This window comes from Stenotrophomonas sp. 116085_Sma (assembly GCF_056479585.1).
The window spans coordinates 378,051-394,259 of the sequence record NZ_CM151057.1; the positions used below are offsets into that span (position 1 = coordinate 378,051).

Consider the following 16,209-nt stretch of genomic DNA (forward strand, 5'->3'; position numbering starts at 1 on the left):
TTGGCACGGTAAACTGGCCCCGTTCATCGAAGGTTTCCCCACGCAGTCATGACGACCCGAGTCCTTACCGGCATCACCCCCTCCGGCACGCCCCACCTGGGCAACTACGTTGGCGCCATCCGTCCGGCCATCGCGGCCAGCCGCGCCCCGGGGATCGAGAGCTTCTTCTTCCTGGCCGACCTGCACAGCCTGATCAAGTCGCAGGACCCGCAGCGCACCCAGCGCGCGACCCTGGAGATCGCAGCCAGCTGGCTGGCCTGCGGCTTGGACCCGGAACACGTGTGGTTCTACCGCCAGAGCGACATCCGCGAGACCACCGAGCTGATGTGGTTCCTCACCGCCATTGCCAGCAAGGGCATCCTCAACCGCGCGCACGCCTACAAGGCGGCGGTGGACAAGAACCGCGAGGAAGGCGTGGATGAAGATGCGGGCGTCAGCGCCGGCCTGTTCATGTACCCGGTGCTGATGGCCGCTGACATCCTGATCTTCAAGGCCAACCAGGTACCGGTGGGCCGTGACCAGATCCAGCACATCGAGATGGCGCGCGACTTCGCCCAGCGCTTCAACCACGTGTACGGCAAGGAGTACTTCCCGCTGCCGGACGTGGTGATCGACGAGCAGGTGGCGACGCTGGCGGGCCTGGATGGCCGCAAGATGAGCAAGAGCTACCACAACACCATTCCGCTGTTCGTGCCGCGCGAGGAGCTGAAGAAGCTGGTGTTCTCGATCCTGACCGACTCGCGCGCACCGGGCGAGCCGAAGGACACCGAGGGCTCGGCGCTGTTCCAGATGTACCAAGCCTTCGCCACCCCGGAACAGACCGCCGAATTCGCCAAGGCCTTCGCCGCCGGCATCAGCTGGGGCGATGCCAAGCAGCAGCTCTTCGAGCGCATCGACAGCGAGCTGTCCCCGCTGCGGGAGCGCTACAACGCGCTGATGGCCGAGCCGGAGAAGATCGAGGCGTTGCTGAAACGCCGTGGCCAGCAGCTGCGCGAGCAGCTGGCGGCACCGCTGCTGGATGAACTGCGCCATGCCGTGGGCCTGCGCGACCTGTCCACCGCCGGCGATATCGCCAGCGAGGACGCAGGCGTGGCCCGCGTGGCACCGCCGCTGTTCAAGCAGTACCGCGAAAAGGATGGCCGTTTCTACTTCAAGCTGACCGCCGGTGACGGCACGCTGCTGATCCAGAGCGAAGGCTTCGACTCGCCGCGCGATGCGGGCCAGTTGATCGCGGTGATCAAGCAGGCCGAGCAGGGCGACCAGCTGCAGAGCGAGCTGTTCAAGCTGGAATCCGAAGTGGATGCGGTGCTGGCCGCGCTGGCGGCGCTGCGCGAAGCGGCCTGACCTGCTCGCCCTTGTAGAGCCGAGCCCACGCTCGGCTTGGCGGAAAAGCAGCCGAGCATCGGCTCGGCTCTACAGGGCATTGCACCCATGGCATGATGCCCACGCGCCTCCGGCGCGATGACATGGAGTCTGCGATGGCCTGGTTGTCGCTGCTGCTGTTCCTGCCCTGGTTCCTGCTGCTGGGCAGCCTGTACTGGCTGTTCCCGCGCCAGCCGCGTACTGCGCGCCGGCGCCTGTTCGATGGCACCACCCTGCTGCTGGCATTCGCGCTGAGCATCGTCTCGATGCTGTGGGGGCACCGCATCGGCGTGGTGCAGACCGGCGCTGGCGCTATCTGGCCACAGGTGCTGGCGGTGCTGTACGCCTATGGCGCGTTTCTGGCGGTGCTGGTGCTGGCGTTGCTGCTGCGGCCGCGCTGGCTGGCCCGGTAACCCTGCCTCTGTGGAGTCGAGCCATGCTCGACTTCGCGTGCCCTCTGTAGAGCCGAGCCTAGGCTCGGCTGATGCCTGACAGAATGGCAGCCGAGCGTGGGCTCGGCTCTACAGAAGGCCCTCTCCGACCAAAGCCGCATCGAACCCGGGCCGCCCGCGCGCCTACCATGGGCGTCTGTTCCCGATCCTGCCAGGTGCGTGCCGATGACCGCCGACCCCAGCATCCACACCATCGATACCGGCTTCCAGCGCGCGGACTTCGATGCGGCCTACCTGATTGTTGAAAACGGCCGCGCGGCCTTCGTCGATTGCGGCACCGGCCTGTCGGTACCTGCGATGTTGCAGGCGCTGGCCGACGCCGGCCTGGGCGTGGAAGCGGTGGACTGGCTGCTGCTGACCCACGTGCACCTGGACCATGCTGGCGGCGCCGGTCTGCTGATGCAGCAGCTGCCCAACGCGAAGGCGGTGCTGCACCCGCGTGGTGCACCGCACATGATCGACCCGACCCGGCTGATTGCCGGCGCCACGGCGGTGTACGGCGCCGAAGAGATCGCGCGCAGCTATGGTCGTATCGAGGCCATTCCCGAACACCGTGTGGTGGTGGCCGAAGACGGGCACCGCATCGATCTGGCCGGCCGCGAGCTGGTGCTCCTGCATACACCCGGTCACGCACTGCATCACTACTGCGTATGGGATGCGCGCAGCCGCAGCTGGTTCACCGGCGATACGTTCGGTATTTCCTATCGCGAGCTGGACAGCGCGCAGGGTGCTTTCATCTTCCCCACCTCGTCGCCGGTGCAGTTCGACCCGGAGGCGATGAAGACCTCGATCCAGCGCATGCTCGATTACGCACCGCAGGCGATGTACCTGACCCACTACGGCCGCGTGGAGCAGGTGCAGAAGCTGGCCGACGACCTGTTCGAGCAGATCGATGCAATGGCCACCATCGGCCGCCAGTGCGATGGCCGCCCGGACCGCCACCGCTGCCTGCTGGCCGCGCTGCAGGCGCTGTATCTGGAACGTGCACAGCTGCATGGCTGTGCGCTGGACGATGCGGCGGTGACCGCCGTTCTGGCGATGGACATCGAGCTCAACGCACAGGGCCTGGCCTGCTGGCTGGACCGCATCAGCAGGTAGATCCACGCATGCGTGGATGACGCAGGCCCAAGCCGCACCGCGATGTCGCGACCACGTTACACTCTGGTGACTTCCAAGCCTGCCGTGGTATTGCCGTGAATCCGATGCGCGTGTTGCTGCTGTCGTCCTGCCTGTTCGTCGGTGGCCTGGCCCATGCGGCCAACGACCTGCCGGGTGGCGGCATCGATCCGCAGGCACTGTCGCGGCATGTGCGTGTGCTGGCGTCGGATGAATTCGAGGGCCGCGCGCCGGCCACCGAAGGTGAAGAGCGTACGGTGAAGTACCTGATCGAGCAGTTCCGCAGCTATGGCCTGCAGCCGGGTGGCGTGGACGGCAGCTGGGTGCAGCCGGTGCCGCTGGTGCGTGCGCAGCTGGAAGGCGCGGCCACGGCCAGCCTGTCGCTGAAGCAGGGCAAGCGCGCGCTGGCCAACGGTGTGGACGTGACCCTGCAGAGCCTGCAGCCGCGCAAGCGCGTGCAGATCAAGGATGCGCCGCTGGTGTTCGTCGGCTATGGCATCGACGCACCGGAACGCCAGTGGAATGACTACAAGGACGTGGACCTGCACGGCAAGATCGCCGTGGTGCTGATCAACGACGCTGATTTCGAAGCCGATGCGCCGGGCGCGTTCGACGGCAAGGCGGTGACCTACTACGGGCGCTGGACCTACAAGTTCGAGGAAGCCGCACGCCGTGGCGCCGAGGGCGTGCGGATCGTGCACGAAACCGCACCGGCCGCCTATGGCTGGGCCACGGTGAAGAGCTCGGGCACCTCGCCACTGTTCGACATCGAGCGCGGCCAGACTGAAGCGATGGCGCAGCACACGCCGCTGCGCGGCTGGATGCAGCGCGAGCTGGCCGAAGCGATCTTCGCCGACGCCGGCCTCGACTTCGATGCCGAGAAGCGCAAGGCCATGCGTGCCGACTTCCGCCCGGTGGCCCTGGACAACGCGAAGCTGAGCGTGGATTTCGCGCTCAAGCGCGAGCAGGTGGTGACCCGCAACGTGGTGGCCAAGCTGCCCGGTGGTGAACATGCTGACGAGGCCGTGATCTTCTCCGCGCACTGGGATGCGTTCGGCATCGGCCAGCCGGATGCCAAGGGTGACCGCATCCGCCGTGGTGCGATCGACAACGCCACCGGCGTGGCCACGGTGCTGGAGCTGGGCCGCGTGTTCGCCGCCGGCCCGCAGCCGCAGCGCACGCTGTACTTCGTGGCCCTCACCGCTGAAGAGAAGGGCCTGCTGGGTGCCAGCTACTACGCCGCGCACCCGCTGGCGCCGCTGGACAAGACCGCCGCGGTGCTGAACATCGAAATGTTCAGCCCCGATGGCGCGACCCGCGACATCGCATCGTGGGGCAAGGGCCGGGTCTCGCTGGAAGGGGATCTGGAACGTGTGGCCAAGGCTCGTGGCCGCAGCTACAGCCCGGACCCGAACCTGGAAGCCGGCTTCTTCTATCGCGCCGACCACTTCGCCTTCGCCCGCCTGGGCGTGCCGGCGATCACCATCGGCCCGGGCCTGGACAAGCTGGACGGCGGCGTTGAAGCCGGCCGTGCGCTGCGCGAGAAGTACTTCGCCGACTGCTACCACCAGGCCTGCGATGCCTGGACGCAAAGCTGGGACCCGGCCGGCCATGCCGCCGACACCCTGCTGGTCTACGACCTGGGCGCCGAGCTGGCCAACAGCCGCCGCTGGCCGACGTGGGAAAAGGAATCAGAGTTCCGCGGCGCGCGTGACAAGAGCGAATCCGCCCGCCGTTGATGGGCCGGCGGACGACGGTGTGCGTGTGTAGAGTCGACTGTCAGTCGACTATCGCGCGCAGCGCGGGGTTTTTCGCCATCTGATCGAAGAGCAGTCGACTGACAGTCGACTCTACCGTGCAGGCTCCATCCGAGCGGTGTTCCACAGCGGCCACCGGCATTGCACCGGTGGCCGCGATCACCACAGCGCCCTTACTTGCGGGTGCCGTCGAGCCAGTTCGGGCCCTTGTTGGTCAGGAAGAAGATGTAGACCACCAGCGAGACCGCGATCGTCGCGGTGACGTAGATGGCGAACCAGTCCACATGGCCGGTCTTCAGTGCGCCCTGGTACAGCAGCGGGGCGGTGCCGCCGAACAGCGAGTTGGCCAGCGCATAGCCCAGGCCCACGCCCAGTGCACGCACGTGGGTGGGGAACAGCTCGGCCTTCACCACTGCGTTGATCGAGGTGTAGCCGGTGAGGATGACGAAGGCCAGTGCCAGGGTCAGGAACGCCAGCGTGGCGTCATGCTGGTGCGGCAGCTGGGTGATCAGGTACCAGCTGTACAGCACGCCACCGACACCGAAGAACACCAGCAGGGTCTTGCGGCCGATGATGTCCGACAGCCAGCCGCCGACCGGCTGCAGCACCATCAGGAACGCCAGCACGCCCAGGTTGATCAGGGTGCCGGTCATCGGGTCGTTGCCCGCGAAGGCGCTCTGGATCATCTTCGGGCCGTTCACCGAGTAGGTGTAGAAGGCCACGGTGCCACCGGCGGTGATCAGGAAGCACAGCAGCAGCGGCCGCCACTGGTGCACGAACAGCTCGTACATCGAGCCGGACTTCTGGGCCTTGCCCTCGCGTGCGGCCTCGATCGACGACTCCGACAGCGATTCGTCCATGCCGCGGCGCAGCCAGAACACCACCACCGCGGCGATGCCACCGATGCCGAAGGCGATGCGCCAGCCCCATTCGGAGATTTCCGGCTTGCCCCAGAAGGTCAGCATCAGCAGCAGGGTCAGCTGGGCCAGCACATGGCCACCGACCAGGGTGACGTAGTGGAACGAGGACAGGAAGCCGCGACGGCCCGGAATGGCGGCCTCGGACATGTAGGTGGCGCTGGCGCCGTATTCGCCGCCGGTGGCGAAGCCCTGCAGCAGGCGCGCGAACAGCAGGATGACCGCTGCCCAGATGCCGATGCTGGCCGCCGTGGGCGTAATGGCGATCAGGAACGAGCACAGCGCCATCAACGTGACCGAGACGGTCAGGGCCAGGCGGCGGCCGTGGCGGTCGGCGAAGCGGCCGAAGAACCAGGCACCGATGGGGCGCATCAGGAACGTGGCGGCGAAGATCGCCCACACGTACATCGTGGAATTCTTGTCGTCCGGCGAGAAGAACTGTGATTCGAAGTACACGGCGAATACCGAGTACACGTAGACGTCATACCACTCCACCAGGTTGCCGGCGGAGCCTTTGAGGGTATTGGAGATCGACCGCCGCAGGGCGGCGCGGTCGTTCGCGGGTACGGCGGGTTGGGACGTGGTGCTCATCTGGGTGGGAATCCTCGATGCGGCGCGTCCGTGCGCAGGGAAAACGGCGCCCGGCCTTGGGGCGGCGCGGCCGGGCAGCCCTCTTGGTACTGCATCAGCCGTCAACACGGGGTAGCAGACCAGAGCAGGGTGCATGGATGGATGACAGCGTGCCACCGTACGGGGTGCCGGACCATACTCAAAACGTCCTAGAATCCGCCTTCCCCCGGCTCCCTGGTGTGTCATGTCGGCTCCCCCCTCTTCGTCTGCGGCTGCCCCCCGGGGTGGCCTTGTCGCGCTGGCATTGCTGCTGGTCTACGTGGTCTGGGGCTCGACCTACCTGGGCATCGCCAAGGCCCTGCACGGCGGCGCACTGCCGCTGACGATGGTCTCCGGCAGCCGGTTCATCATTGCTGGCGGCCTGATGTTCCTTGCCCTGCGCCTGTTCTGGAAGCTGCCGAACCCGACGCTGCGGCAATGGCGCAATCTGGTGGTGATGGGCGTGACCATGCTGGTGCTGGGCAACGGCATGGTGGTGCTGGCCGAGCGTGAGGTGTCCTCGGGCCTGGCCGCGACCGCGGTGGCCTCGGTGCCGCTGTGGATGGCGCTGTTCTCGGCGCTGCGCGGGCAACATGCCAGCCGCGGTGAGTGGCTGGGCATCGCCATCGGCTTCCTCGGCGTGGTCTGGCTCAATGCCGGCAGCAGCCTGACGGCCTCGCCGACCGGGCTGGTGCTGCTGCTGATCGCGCCGGTCGGCTGGGCCTTCGGTTCGGTGTGGGCACGCGGCCTGGACCTGCCGGGCCCGTTCATGACCGCCGCCGGGCAGATGATCTGCGGCGGCGTGCTGCTGGTGCTGATCGGCCTGGCGGTCGGCGAGCGCCCGACCACGCTGCCCGATACCGGCGGCCTGCTGGCGATGGCGTACCTGTGCGTGTTCGGTTCCATCGTCGCCTTCACCGCCTACGTGTGGCTGCTGCAGAACGTGCGCCCGGCGCTGGCCGGCAGCTATGCCTACGTCAATCCGGTGATCGCGGTGCTGCTGGGCGCGCTGCTCAATGGCGAGCGATTCGGCTGGCGCGACCTGCTGGCGATGGTGGTGATTCTTCTGGGTGTGGTGGTGCTGACGATGGCAAGGACGAGAAAGAAATGAGCATGGATGAGAAAGAACAACGCCGGGGTCTGCTGGTCACTGCGTCCACCTTCGTGATCTGGGGCCTGGTGCCGGTGTACTGGCACCTGCTCAACGAGGTGCCTTCGTTCCAGATCATCGCCCACCGCATCATCTGGAGCACCGTGCTGGTGCTGGGCTGGCTGTTGATCAGCGCGCGCCTGGGCTGGTGGCAGAAGATTGCCGCACAGCCGCGCGCGCTGCCGATCCTGCTGGTGTCCAGCCTGACCATCGCCTTCAACTGGGGCCTGTACATCTGGGCGGTCAACGCCGGCCATGTGATCGAGACCAGCCTGGGCTACTTCATCAACCCGCTGGTGAACGTGCTGCTGGGCGTGATGGTACTGAAGGAGCGCCTGCGCCGCCTGCAGTGGGTGGCCGTGGCGATGGCAGCGGTGGGCGTGGCCTGGCTGACCATCGATGCGGGCACGCCACCGTGGATCGCGCTGGGCCTGGCCTGTTCGTTCGGCCTGTATGGCCTGCTGCGCAAGCTGGTCTCGGTCGATCCGGTGGCCGGCCTGGGCGTGGAGAGCATGTACCTGTTCCTGCCGGCGCTGGCGTTTGCGATCTGGGCCGAGAACGGCCATGGCGGCGCGTTCTTCCACGGCTGGGGCTGGCGCAACGACCTGCTGCTGATCTTCGGTGGCGCGGTCACCGCAGTACCGCTGATCGGCTTCGCCTACGGCGTGAAGCGCATTCCGCTGTCACTGGTCGGCATCCTGCAGTACATCGCGCCGAGCCTGCAGCTGCTGCTGGGCGTGTTTTTCTTCCATGAGGCGTTCGATACCGCCAAGGCGATCGGCTTCGCAGCGATCTGGGCCGGCCTGGTGCTGTTCGTCGGCGACAACATCCGCACGATGCGCAAGCGGTAACGGCGCCGGGGTCGGATCCCTCCGCAACGCGGAGGGCGCTGACCCCCTGTTCCTCGCCGCCTGGGGTCATAGCCCTTCGCCGGGCGAAGGGATCCGACCCCGCTTCGGCGCGAAAAAGAACGGCGCCCCGAAGGGCGCCGTTCTGCTTCCATCCACCGCCAGGAGAGAGAGGTGGCGGTGGCGGGAACGCGGTTGCAGGCTTAGAAGCGCTGCTGGTACTTCATGTACATGAAACGACCGATGTCGAAGCCACCGTAGTAGGTGAAGCTGCTGTTCGGCTGGCTGTACATGATCGGACCCTGGTGGTCGAAGACGTTGTTCACGCCCAGCGACACGGTGCCGTCCCACGGCAGGGCATAACGCACCTGCAGGTCGTGGAAGGTGTTGGAACCCACCTGGTTGGTCGGCGAGGCATCGGTGTAGGCCGAGCTGAAGCCCGGCATGTTGCACTCGTCCATGTAGGAGCACTTCTCCTTCATGCTGGAGTAGTAGCGCGCGGTCCAGCCGATGCCCAGGTTGCCGTACTGCCAGTCCAGGTTGAAGGTCGAACGCACGCGGAAGTTGCCGCCCCAGCTGGTCAGCTGCTCCACCGGCGTGGTGGCGGCGTTGTCATTGCGCTGCTCCAGGTAGTCGGTGTAGGTGGTGTTCCAGGTAACGGCGAACTTGCCGAACGCGGTTTCCGGCAGGCGGTAGCGCGCGCTGATGTCATAGCCGGCGGTTTCGCGGTAGCCGGCGTTGACCAGCGAACGGTCCAGCGCGTTGACCTGACCGTTGCTGCCACGGGTGAAGCGGCCGCAGGCGGCGTCCGAGCCCTGCACGTAGCACTGTTCCAGGATGTTGGTGGCCGACTCGCCAACGATGGCGTTGTCGATGCGGATCTTCCACCAGTCCAGGCTGACGTCCAGGCCCTGCACGAAGTCGGGGCTGTAGACCAGGCCCACAGTCCAGGTCTTGGCGGTTTCCGGCTTCAGGTTCGGGTTGGAACCGGAGTTGAAATCGGTGGTGGCCTGCTGGCCCGGCTTGCTGGCCACGGTGCCGTCGCTGTTGAGCTGGCGGAAGTTGGCCGGCACCTTCAGGGCCTTGCAACGGGCAGCCACGGCGGCGCTGCTTGCAGCGGTGCCGAACGAGGTATCGCACGGATCGGTGAACGAATCACGGGTGCTGACAGTGCCGCCGTACAGGTCGTCCACGGTCGGTGCACGGAAGCCAGTGCCATAGGTGGCGCGCACCAGCAGGCTGTCGATCGGCTTCCACTTCACGCCGAACTTGCTGTTGGTGGTCGAACCGAAGTTGTTGTAGTCCGAATAGCGACCCGCGACATCCAGCGACAGTTCGCGGGCGAACGCCATGTCGGCCAGCAGCGGCACCTGCATTTCCAGGTAGACCTCGTTGAGCGAGTAGTCGCCCTGGGTCGGCTTGCCGGTGGTGCCGGCGATCTGGCCGTTCTGCACCATCAGGTCCGGGGTGTAGCGTGCTTCTTCGGTGCGGTGCTCGAAGCCCATCGCAGCCATGATGTCGCCGGCCGGCAGCGAGAACAGTGAACCGGAGATGTTGGCGCTGGCCACCTTGGTGGTGGTCTGGCTCTTGTCCACGTAGCGGGCGAACAGGTAGTCCTGCACGTCCTGGTTGCTCAGCGAGCCCGGGCCGGTGTAGCCCATCGGCGCGGCCGGGTTCCACGGCACGCAGCCGGCGATCACCGCGTCGCGGGTACCGCAGTAGGCCACGCCGTTCTCGATGAAGGACGGGCCGACGGCCAGGTTGACGTTCGGCTGGTACATGCTGCCGGTACCAACGCGCTCGCCTTCATTGCGGTTGTAGGTGTAGCTGACGTTCCAGTCCCAGTAGCGCGAGCCGGTTTCGAAGCTGCCTTCCAGGCCCAGACTGCCGCGCTTGGTTTCCAGGGTGTTCTCGGTGCCACGCAGCATTTCTTCGGTGCGGTGCGAGAACAGCACGTCCTGCTGCCACAGGTTGAACGCGCTGTCCTTGGACAGAGCGGCGCGGCTGCCGTTGCGCGCCTGTGTGGCGGTGACCGAGTACGGGTAGCCGGCCAGGTGCTTGGTGGATTCGCGCTTGCTGTACATGGCATCGGCAACGATGCGCAGGTCATCGGTGATCGAGAAGCCGCCGTTGGCGAACACCGAAGTGCGCTCCAGGCCGGTCAGCAGGCTCATGTTGGTCTTGGTGTTGGCACCATCGGCCGGGTTCGGCGCATGGAAGTTGCTGGCGCTGGTCGGGTCGCCGCCCGGGCCGACGGTCAGCGACTTGCCGCCGACGGTGACGCTGCCCCACGGCGTGGTGCCGTTCAGGCCATCGTTCGGGTGGCGCGGGCCGTTGACGTAGCGGCTGAACTCGCGCGCGCCGCCCATCACTTCGTCTTCCTTGGTGCGCTCGGCACCGACGCTGAACCAGCCGCGGTCGAAGGTCTTGCCGAAGGTGGCACTGTAGGAGCGCTTCTGACCGTCGCCTTCGCCGTACTGGCCGACGTAGACGCTGGCTTCGGCACCATCGAAGTTCTTGCGGGTGATGATGTTGACCACACCGGCGATGGCGTCCGAGCCGTACAGTGCCGAAGCACCGTCAGTCAGCACTTCCACGCGCTCGACGATGGCCGACGGGATCGAGGCCAGGTCGGAGTAGCCACCTGCGCTGACGCCCATGCGGCGGCCGTCGATCAGCACCAGGCTGCGTTCCGGGCCGAGGTTGCGCAGGCTGACGTACGTGCCGCCGAAGTCGCGCGAAGAACTCAGCGACGACGAGCGGCTCAGGCTCGGAGCACCGGCGGCGGTGACGTCCTGCAGGATGTCGGCGACGTTGATGTAGCCCTTCTTCTCGATCTCGGCGCGGCTGAGCGCGACGACCGGCTGTGCGGTCTCGACACTGGCCTGGCGGATGCGCGAGCCGGTGATTTCGATGCGATCGAGGTTGGTCGGGGTATCGCCGGCGCTCTGTGCGAAGGCGGGGGTGGTGCAGCTGGCGGCCAGCGCGATGACGATCGCGTTGCGCAGCGGATTGGTTTTCAGGGACATCCGTGACATCTCGTGTTTCAGGAAAAACAAGCGCCCGTTCTATGGGCGCGTGGGGTGCTGCAAACCAACGTGGGGGCCGGGATTCTAGAGTGTTTCCATTCGTAACTGTTTGTCGCCATGCCGCTGAATGTGCGCGAAGATGAATCGCAACCAACAATCCACAGATGCCATGTGCGCGGCGTCACGCACGTTGCGTGCGCGATGGGCAGAGGCATCGATAGCGGCAGATTTGTGGATATCTGTAGCCGCGCGTGTGCGCACGCTTCCATCCACGCATGGCGTGGATCTACTGGATCCAGATTGGGGTCAGATCCCTTCGCGCAGTGAAGGGATCTGACCCCACCAATGAAAAAGGGACGAAGCTCCCGCTTCGTCCCCCTGCAACGTGCGCGTTGTATCGCTGCGAAATGCTCAGGTTTCGCGCAACGCCGTGGTGATCGGCAAACGTGCCGCGCGCAGCGCCGGGAACAGGCCACCGACCAGGCCGATGCCCAGTGCCCATTTCAGGCCGGTCCACAGCAGTTCCGGCGAAACATGGAACTTGAACACCACCGCGCTGAAGTTGCTGCCGATGGTGGACACGCTGTAGCCATTGAACAGCAGCCACGCCACCGCGCACCCCAGCAGGCCGCCCAGCAGCGCCAGCAGCATCGTCTCCAGCATCACCGCAGTGACAACCGGCAGGCCACGGAAGCCGATCGCGCGCATGGTGGCGATCTCGCGCGCACGCGTGGCAACAGCCGCATACATGGTGTTGAGTGCGCCGAACACCGCACCCACCGCCATGATCGTGCCGATCACCTTGCCGAGGATGTCGATCAGCTTGGTCAGCCCGCCGCCCTGCTTGCTGTAGTAGACACGGGTGGTTTCCACGTCCAGCTTCAGGCGCGGGTCGGCGGCGACCGCCGCCTTGAACTGCTCGAAGCCGGCCTTTTCATCGGTACGCACGCTGATCGACTGCCACGCGCTGCGCTGGTAGGTGGTGGCCAGCGTATCGGCGTCGGTCCACAGTTCCGAATCATGCGCATCGCCGGTGGCGAACACGCCGACCACGGTCCAGGTCTGGTTGCCCAGCGTCAGCGTCCTGCCCACGTCCATGTCGCGGAACTGGCCCTTGGCACCCTGGCCGACCACGATCTCGCGCAGGCCGGTGGCGAACTTGCGGCCTTCGATGATCTTGACCTTGTCATGTACTGCCCAGGCCTGCGGACCAACGCCGCGGAACTGCGCGTTGACGTCGGTGCCGTCGGACTTCGATACCAGGTTGACCACCTGCGACAGCTCCGGCGACAGCAGCGGCCGGCCTTCGCCATCGCGGCTGATGCCGGGCAGGGTGGACAGCGTGGGAACCTGTTCGCGGGTGATCACCGAATTGGTCTCGGCCTGCGAGCCACCGCGCAGCACGATGGCGGTGGTGTCATCGCCGGTGTTGTTGAGCGTGGCCTGGAAGCCTTCGCCCATCGCCAGCATCGCCACCAGCACGCCGACCACGCCGGCAATGCCGACCACGATCACCGAGGAGGCACCCCAGCGCTGCGGCAGGCTGGCTACGCCGATGCGGGTGGCGGCCAGTGCCAGCCGGCCGCCGCGGGTCAGCAGCAGCCACAGGGCCACCAGCACGGCGACGGCCAGTACACCAACCCACGGCAGGCTGATCCACAGCACCAGGCCGATCACCAGCAGCAGCACGGTCAACGCGTTGCCGGCCCACTTCTTGAACTTGTTCATCTGCAGGTCTCCTCAGCGGCCGGCCAGTGCGTCGACGATCTTCAGGCGCTTGGCACGCAGCGCCGGCAACAGGCCGACGATGATGCCGATCACCACGATCAGGCCCAGCCCCATCAGCCAGGTCGGCGTCGGTACGTGCGGCGGCAACATGCCCATGCTCTTCGGCCCGATCGCTGGGAGGATCAGCGCGGCCAGGCCCATGCCGATCAGGCCACCCAGGCCGATCAGCAGCACCGACTCCACCATCACCAGGGTCAGCACGGTGCTGTCCTTGAAGCCCAGCGTCTTCAGCGTGGCCAGCTCCGGCACGCGCTCGCGCACCGCCTGCGCCATGGTGTTGCCGGTCAGCAGCAGCAAGGTGAAGAACACCGCGCCCATGATCGAAGTGACGATCATGCCGATGTCGGCGAACTGCTTGACGAAGGCCTGCTGGAACGCTGATTCGGTCTGGGTCTTGGTCTCGTGGTCGGAGTTGGCCGAGATCGCATCGATCGCCTGCGCCACCCGCGAGGAATGGTCCGGATTGTCCAGCGTCACCGTGTACCAGCTCACCTGGTTCTTGATGTAGTCGTTGGATTCATCGAAGTACTTCCAGTTCATCATCAACTGGCGTTCTTCGTTGGCGGCCAGCGCGCGGTCCTTGGAACGGTAGATGCCCTTCAGTTCCAGCGGCCAGTCGTTGCTGCCACCACGCGGGAAGATCGTGGCCTGCAGCGGGATGGTGTCGCCGATCTTCCAGCCGAACTGCTTGGCCAGCGATTCGCCGACGATGGCGCCGGTGCGGGTCTGTTTCCAGTCTTCCAGCTGCGCCGGATCGATCTGCAGCTCGCGGTAGACATCGAAGTAGTTGGGCGACACCGAGAAGTTCGGGAAGAAATTCTTCGGGTCCTGGTAGATGCCACCAAACCACATGCCATAGGCCACGTCACGCACCCCGGCTACCTGGCGGATCTGGGTTTCCAGCCGGATCGGCAACGACTGGGTGATCGATAGCCGCGAGGCCACCACCAGGCGGTTGGCGCCTTCCACGCTGCCGCCGGACGAGAACGCCACGCGCACCGAGTCGAGCATGCCGAACAACAGGAACGCGGCCACCACCGACAGCAGGGTCAACAAGGTGCGCGTGCGGCTGCGGAACAGCTGCGCCCACACCAACGAGAAGTATTTCATCGCGGTGGCCTCCGTCAGTGGGCCAGCGGCGCGTCGGCCAGCTCGCCCTTGTCCAGGTGCACCGTGTGCGTGGCGTACTCGGCGGCCTTCGGGTCATGGGTGACCATGATGATGGTCTTGCCGTGCTCACGGTTGAGCTGCTGCAGCAGGCCGAGAACCTCCTCGGCCGATTGGCGGTCGAGGTCGCCGGTCGGTTCGTCGCAGATCAGGAAGGTCGGGTCGGAGACGATCGCGCGGGCGATCGCCACGCGCTGCTGCTGGCCGCCGGACAGTTCATTCGGGCGGTGGCTGCGGCGGTCGGCCAGGCCGACCAGGGTCAGGGCGATCTCCGCATTGCGGCGGCGCTGCGCCGCATTGAGGTGGGTCAGCAGCAGCGGCAGCTCCACGTTCTTCTGCGCGGTCAGCATCGGCATCAGGTTGTAGAACTGGAACACGAAGCCGACGTGGTGGCTGCGCCAGGTCGACAGCTGGCCGCCGCTCATCTGGTCGATGCGCTCGCCTTCGATGCTGATTTCGCCGCCACTGGGGTTGTCCAGGCCGCCGATCAGGTTGAGCAGGGTGGTCTTGCCGGAACCAGACGGACCCATCAGCGCCACGAAGTCGCCGCTGGCGATGTCCAGGTCGATGCCGTGCAGCACCTGCACTTTCTCGGGGCCACGCTGGTAGGTCTTGGTGATGTTGCGCAGTGAAACCAGGGTCGACATGGGGGGTTCTCCACGGAAGGCGGGAAACGGGGACGCGCGCCGGCGGTGGCCGGGGGCGTGCGTCGAGCGGTGCTGCCGGCGGCGCCCACGGGCGCCAGGCCGTTACTGCGCTTGTTTCTGTTGCACCTTGGCGCCATCGCGCAGGGTGTCTGGCGGGTTCACCACCACCGATTCACCTGCGCTCACGCCCTTGAGGATCTGGCGGTCCTTGCCCATCGCCTGGCCTGCTTCGACCGTGCGCTGCTGCACGCGGCTCTCGTCACCCAGCACGAAGGCCACCGACGTGCCGTCGCGCTGGACCACCGCGCCGCCCGGCACGCGCACGCCCTGCGGCTTGGTCGCCGCCTGCGGCTGCGCCTGTTCGAGGAAGCTGACCCGCACGCCCATCTCCGGCACGATGCGCGGGTCTTTCACCTTCAGCGCCACGCGCACCTTCACCGTGGCCTTGCCGCGGTCGGCGGTGGGGATGATGGCGATCACCTCGCCCGGGATCTTCCACTCCGGGTAGGCATTGAGCGTGGCTTCCACCGGCATCTTCGGCTGCACGCGGCCGATGAAGGCCTCGCCGACCTCGACTTCGATCTCCAGCGAATCCATGTCGACGATGGTGCCGATGCCGGTACGGGTGAAGCCACCGCCGGCCGACAGCGGCGAGACGATCTCGCCCGGCTGCGCCGCCTTGGCGGTGACCACGCCGGAGAACGGCGCGCGCACTACGTTGTTGTCCACGCCCAGGTCGGCGATGGCCAGCTGGTCGTGTGCCACCTTGACGTTGCGCTGCGCAGTGTCCAGCTGTGCGCGCAGGCTGTCGCGCTGGGCCACGGCCTGGTCGTACTGCGAGCGCGACACCAGCTGCTGGCCGACCAGCGCCTGCAGGCGGCTGGCTTCGGCGGCGGCCTGCTTCTGCTGTGCTTCCAGCCCGGCCACCTGGCTGCGTGCGGCCTGCAGCTGCGAGGCATACAGGCTGCGCTGCGCATCGGCATCGATCGGGTCCAGGGTGGCCATCACCTGGCCGGCTTCGACCCGCATGCCTTCCTCGATCATCACCTCGCGCACCTTGCCGGTGATCTTGGCCGATACCGTGGCCATGCGCCGGGCGACCACGTAGCCACTGGCGTCAAGCACCGAACTGCTGGCGCTGCCCTGCTGGATGGCTACCGCGGGTGCGGTTTCCACCTCAACGGCCGGGGTGCGGCCGAACAGCGCGAAGGCGCCGGCGGCCAGCAGCACGGCAATCACGACAATCGTGATCCACAGCCAGCGCCGACCGCCGCCATTGCCACCGGAGGGCGGCTGTGGCGACTTGCGGTCGATACGGAGTTCCTTCAACAGCTCGGCAGAAGCGTTCATTCGTTCCATCACAGACG

12 protein-coding genes are annotated in these 16,209 nt (G+C 66.4%); 6 read left to right on the forward strand and 6 right to left on the reverse strand.

Annotated features, from left to right (window positions below; translation table 11 throughout):
* Positions 1-48: 48 nt before the first annotated feature.
* The 4 genes from ACZK0Z_RS01710 (at position 49) to ACZK0Z_RS01725 (ending at position 4,669) form a co-directional block, all read left to right on the forward strand.
* Complete coding sequence (locus ACZK0Z_RS01710; RefSeq protein ID WP_197632529.1) at positions 49-1,344, forward strand: tryptophan--tRNA ligase; 1,296 nt, start codon at positions 49-51, stop codon at positions 1,342-1,344.
* A gap of 134 nt (positions 1,345-1,478) precedes the next feature.
* On the forward strand, positions 1,479-1,775 hold the full coding sequence (locus ACZK0Z_RS01715; protein ID WP_197632530.1) for a hypothetical protein: 297 nt from the start codon (positions 1,479-1,481) through the stop codon (positions 1,773-1,775).
* Positions 1,776-1,979: 204 nt separating this feature from the next.
* The gene (locus ACZK0Z_RS01720) at positions 1,980-2,912 is read left to right on the forward strand and encodes an MBL fold metallo-hydrolase (RefSeq protein WP_132863860.1); all 933 of its coding nucleotides are present in this window, start codon (positions 1,980-1,982) and stop codon (positions 2,910-2,912) included.
* A gap of 104 nt (positions 2,913-3,016) precedes the next feature.
* Positions 3,017-4,669: a M28 family metallopeptidase gene (locus ACZK0Z_RS01725; RefSeq protein WP_478449648.1), complete on the forward strand. Its 1,653-nt coding sequence runs from the start codon at positions 3,017-3,019 to the stop codon at positions 4,667-4,669.
* Positions 4,670-4,860: 191 nt separating this feature from the next.
* Here ACZK0Z_RS01725 and ACZK0Z_RS01730 read toward each other — a convergent pair whose 3' ends face one another.
* Positions 4,861-6,195, reverse strand: coding sequence for an MFS transporter (locus ACZK0Z_RS01730; protein WP_106549891.1), 1,335 nt, complete (start codon positions 6,193-6,195; stop codon positions 4,861-4,863).
* A gap of 223 nt (positions 6,196-6,418) precedes the next feature.
* Between ACZK0Z_RS01730 and yedA the strand changes: the two genes are divergently transcribed.
* Both yedA and rarD read left to right on the forward strand, forming a co-directional pair.
* Positions 6,419-7,324: a drug/metabolite exporter YedA gene (gene yedA, locus ACZK0Z_RS01735; protein ID WP_197632531.1), complete on the forward strand. Its 906-nt coding sequence runs from the start codon at positions 6,419-6,421 to the stop codon at positions 7,322-7,324.
* Positions 7,321-8,214 (forward strand): EamA family transporter RarD, encoded by an 894-nt coding sequence (gene rarD / locus ACZK0Z_RS01740; protein ID WP_197632532.1) that lies wholly within the window; start codon positions 7,321-7,323, stop codon positions 8,212-8,214. Before yedA ends, rarD begins: the two co-directional genes overlap by 4 nt.
* Positions 8,215-8,414: 200 nt before the next feature.
* Here rarD and ACZK0Z_RS01745 read toward each other — a convergent pair whose 3' ends face one another.
* The 5 genes from ACZK0Z_RS01745 to ACZK0Z_RS01765 all read right to left on the reverse strand — a co-directional run bounded on the left by ACZK0Z_RS01745 (position 8,415) and on the right by ACZK0Z_RS01765 (position 16,192).
* On the reverse strand, positions 8,415-11,240 hold the full coding sequence (locus ACZK0Z_RS01745; RefSeq protein WP_197632533.1) for a TonB-dependent receptor domain-containing protein: 2,826 nt from the start codon (positions 11,238-11,240) through the stop codon (positions 8,415-8,417).
* 411 nt (positions 11,241-11,651) lie between these two features.
* Entirely contained in the window at positions 11,652-12,968 is a 1,317-nt protein-coding gene (locus tag ACZK0Z_RS01750) for an ABC transporter permease (RefSeq protein WP_197632534.1), read from the reverse strand.
* Positions 12,969-12,980: 12 nt separating this feature from the next.
* A complete protein-coding gene (locus ACZK0Z_RS01755) occupies positions 12,981-14,138 on the reverse strand; it encodes an ABC transporter permease (protein ID WP_005407727.1) in 1,158 nt (385 codons plus the stop codon).
* 14 nt (positions 14,139-14,152) lie between these two features.
* On the reverse strand, positions 14,153-14,842 hold the full coding sequence (locus ACZK0Z_RS01760) for an ABC transporter ATP-binding protein (RefSeq protein ID WP_197632535.1): 690 nt from the start codon (positions 14,840-14,842) through the stop codon (positions 14,153-14,155).
* A 102-nt stretch (positions 14,843-14,944) separates the two neighbouring features.
* A complete protein-coding gene (locus ACZK0Z_RS01765; RefSeq protein WP_049431503.1) occupies positions 14,945-16,192 on the reverse strand; it encodes an efflux RND transporter periplasmic adaptor subunit in 1,248 nt (415 codons plus the stop codon).
* Positions 16,193-16,209: the final 17 nt, after the last annotated feature.

Excerpts from the sequence above, each read along its gene's own strand:
- ACZK0Z_RS01750 (WP_197632534.1), bottom strand. The coding sequence starts at position 12,968 with ATGAACAAGTTCAAGAAGTGGGCCGGCAACGCGTTGACCGTGCTGCTG.
- yedA (WP_197632531.1), top strand. The coding sequence starts at position 6,419 with ATGTCGGCTCCCCCCTCTTCGTCTGCGGCTGCCCCCCGGGGTGGCCTT.
- ACZK0Z_RS01710 (WP_197632529.1), top strand. The coding sequence starts at position 49 with ATGACGACCCGAGTCCTTACCGGCATCACCCCCTCCGGCACGCCCCAC.
- ACZK0Z_RS01755 (WP_005407727.1), bottom strand. The coding sequence starts at position 14,138 with ATGAAATACTTCTCGTTGGTGTGGGCGCAGCTGTTCCGCAGCCGCACG.
- ACZK0Z_RS01725 (WP_478449648.1), top strand. The coding sequence starts at position 3,017 with ATGCGCGTGTTGCTGCTGTCGTCCTGCCTGTTCGTCGGTGGCCTGGCC.
- ACZK0Z_RS01765 (WP_049431503.1), bottom strand. The coding sequence starts at position 16,192 with ATGAACGCTTCTGCCGAGCTGTTGAAGGAACTCCGTATCGACCGCAAG.
- ACZK0Z_RS01720 (WP_132863860.1), top strand. The coding sequence starts at position 1,980 with ATGACCGCCGACCCCAGCATCCACACCATCGATACCGGCTTCCAGCGC.
- ACZK0Z_RS01730 (WP_106549891.1), bottom strand. The coding sequence starts at position 6,195 with ATGAGCACCACGTCCCAACCCGCCGTACCCGCGAACGACCGCGCCGCC.
- ACZK0Z_RS01715 (WP_197632530.1), top strand. The coding sequence starts at position 1,479 with ATGGCCTGGTTGTCGCTGCTGCTGTTCCTGCCCTGGTTCCTGCTGCTG.
- rarD (WP_197632532.1), top strand. The coding sequence starts at position 7,321 with ATGAGCATGGATGAGAAAGAACAACGCCGGGGTCTGCTGGTCACTGCG.
- ACZK0Z_RS01745 (WP_197632533.1), bottom strand. The coding sequence starts at position 11,240 with ATGTCCCTGAAAACCAATCCGCTGCGCAACGCGATCGTCATCGCGCTG.
- ACZK0Z_RS01760 (WP_197632535.1), bottom strand. The coding sequence starts at position 14,842 with ATGTCGACCCTGGTTTCACTGCGCAACATCACCAAGACCTACCAGCGT.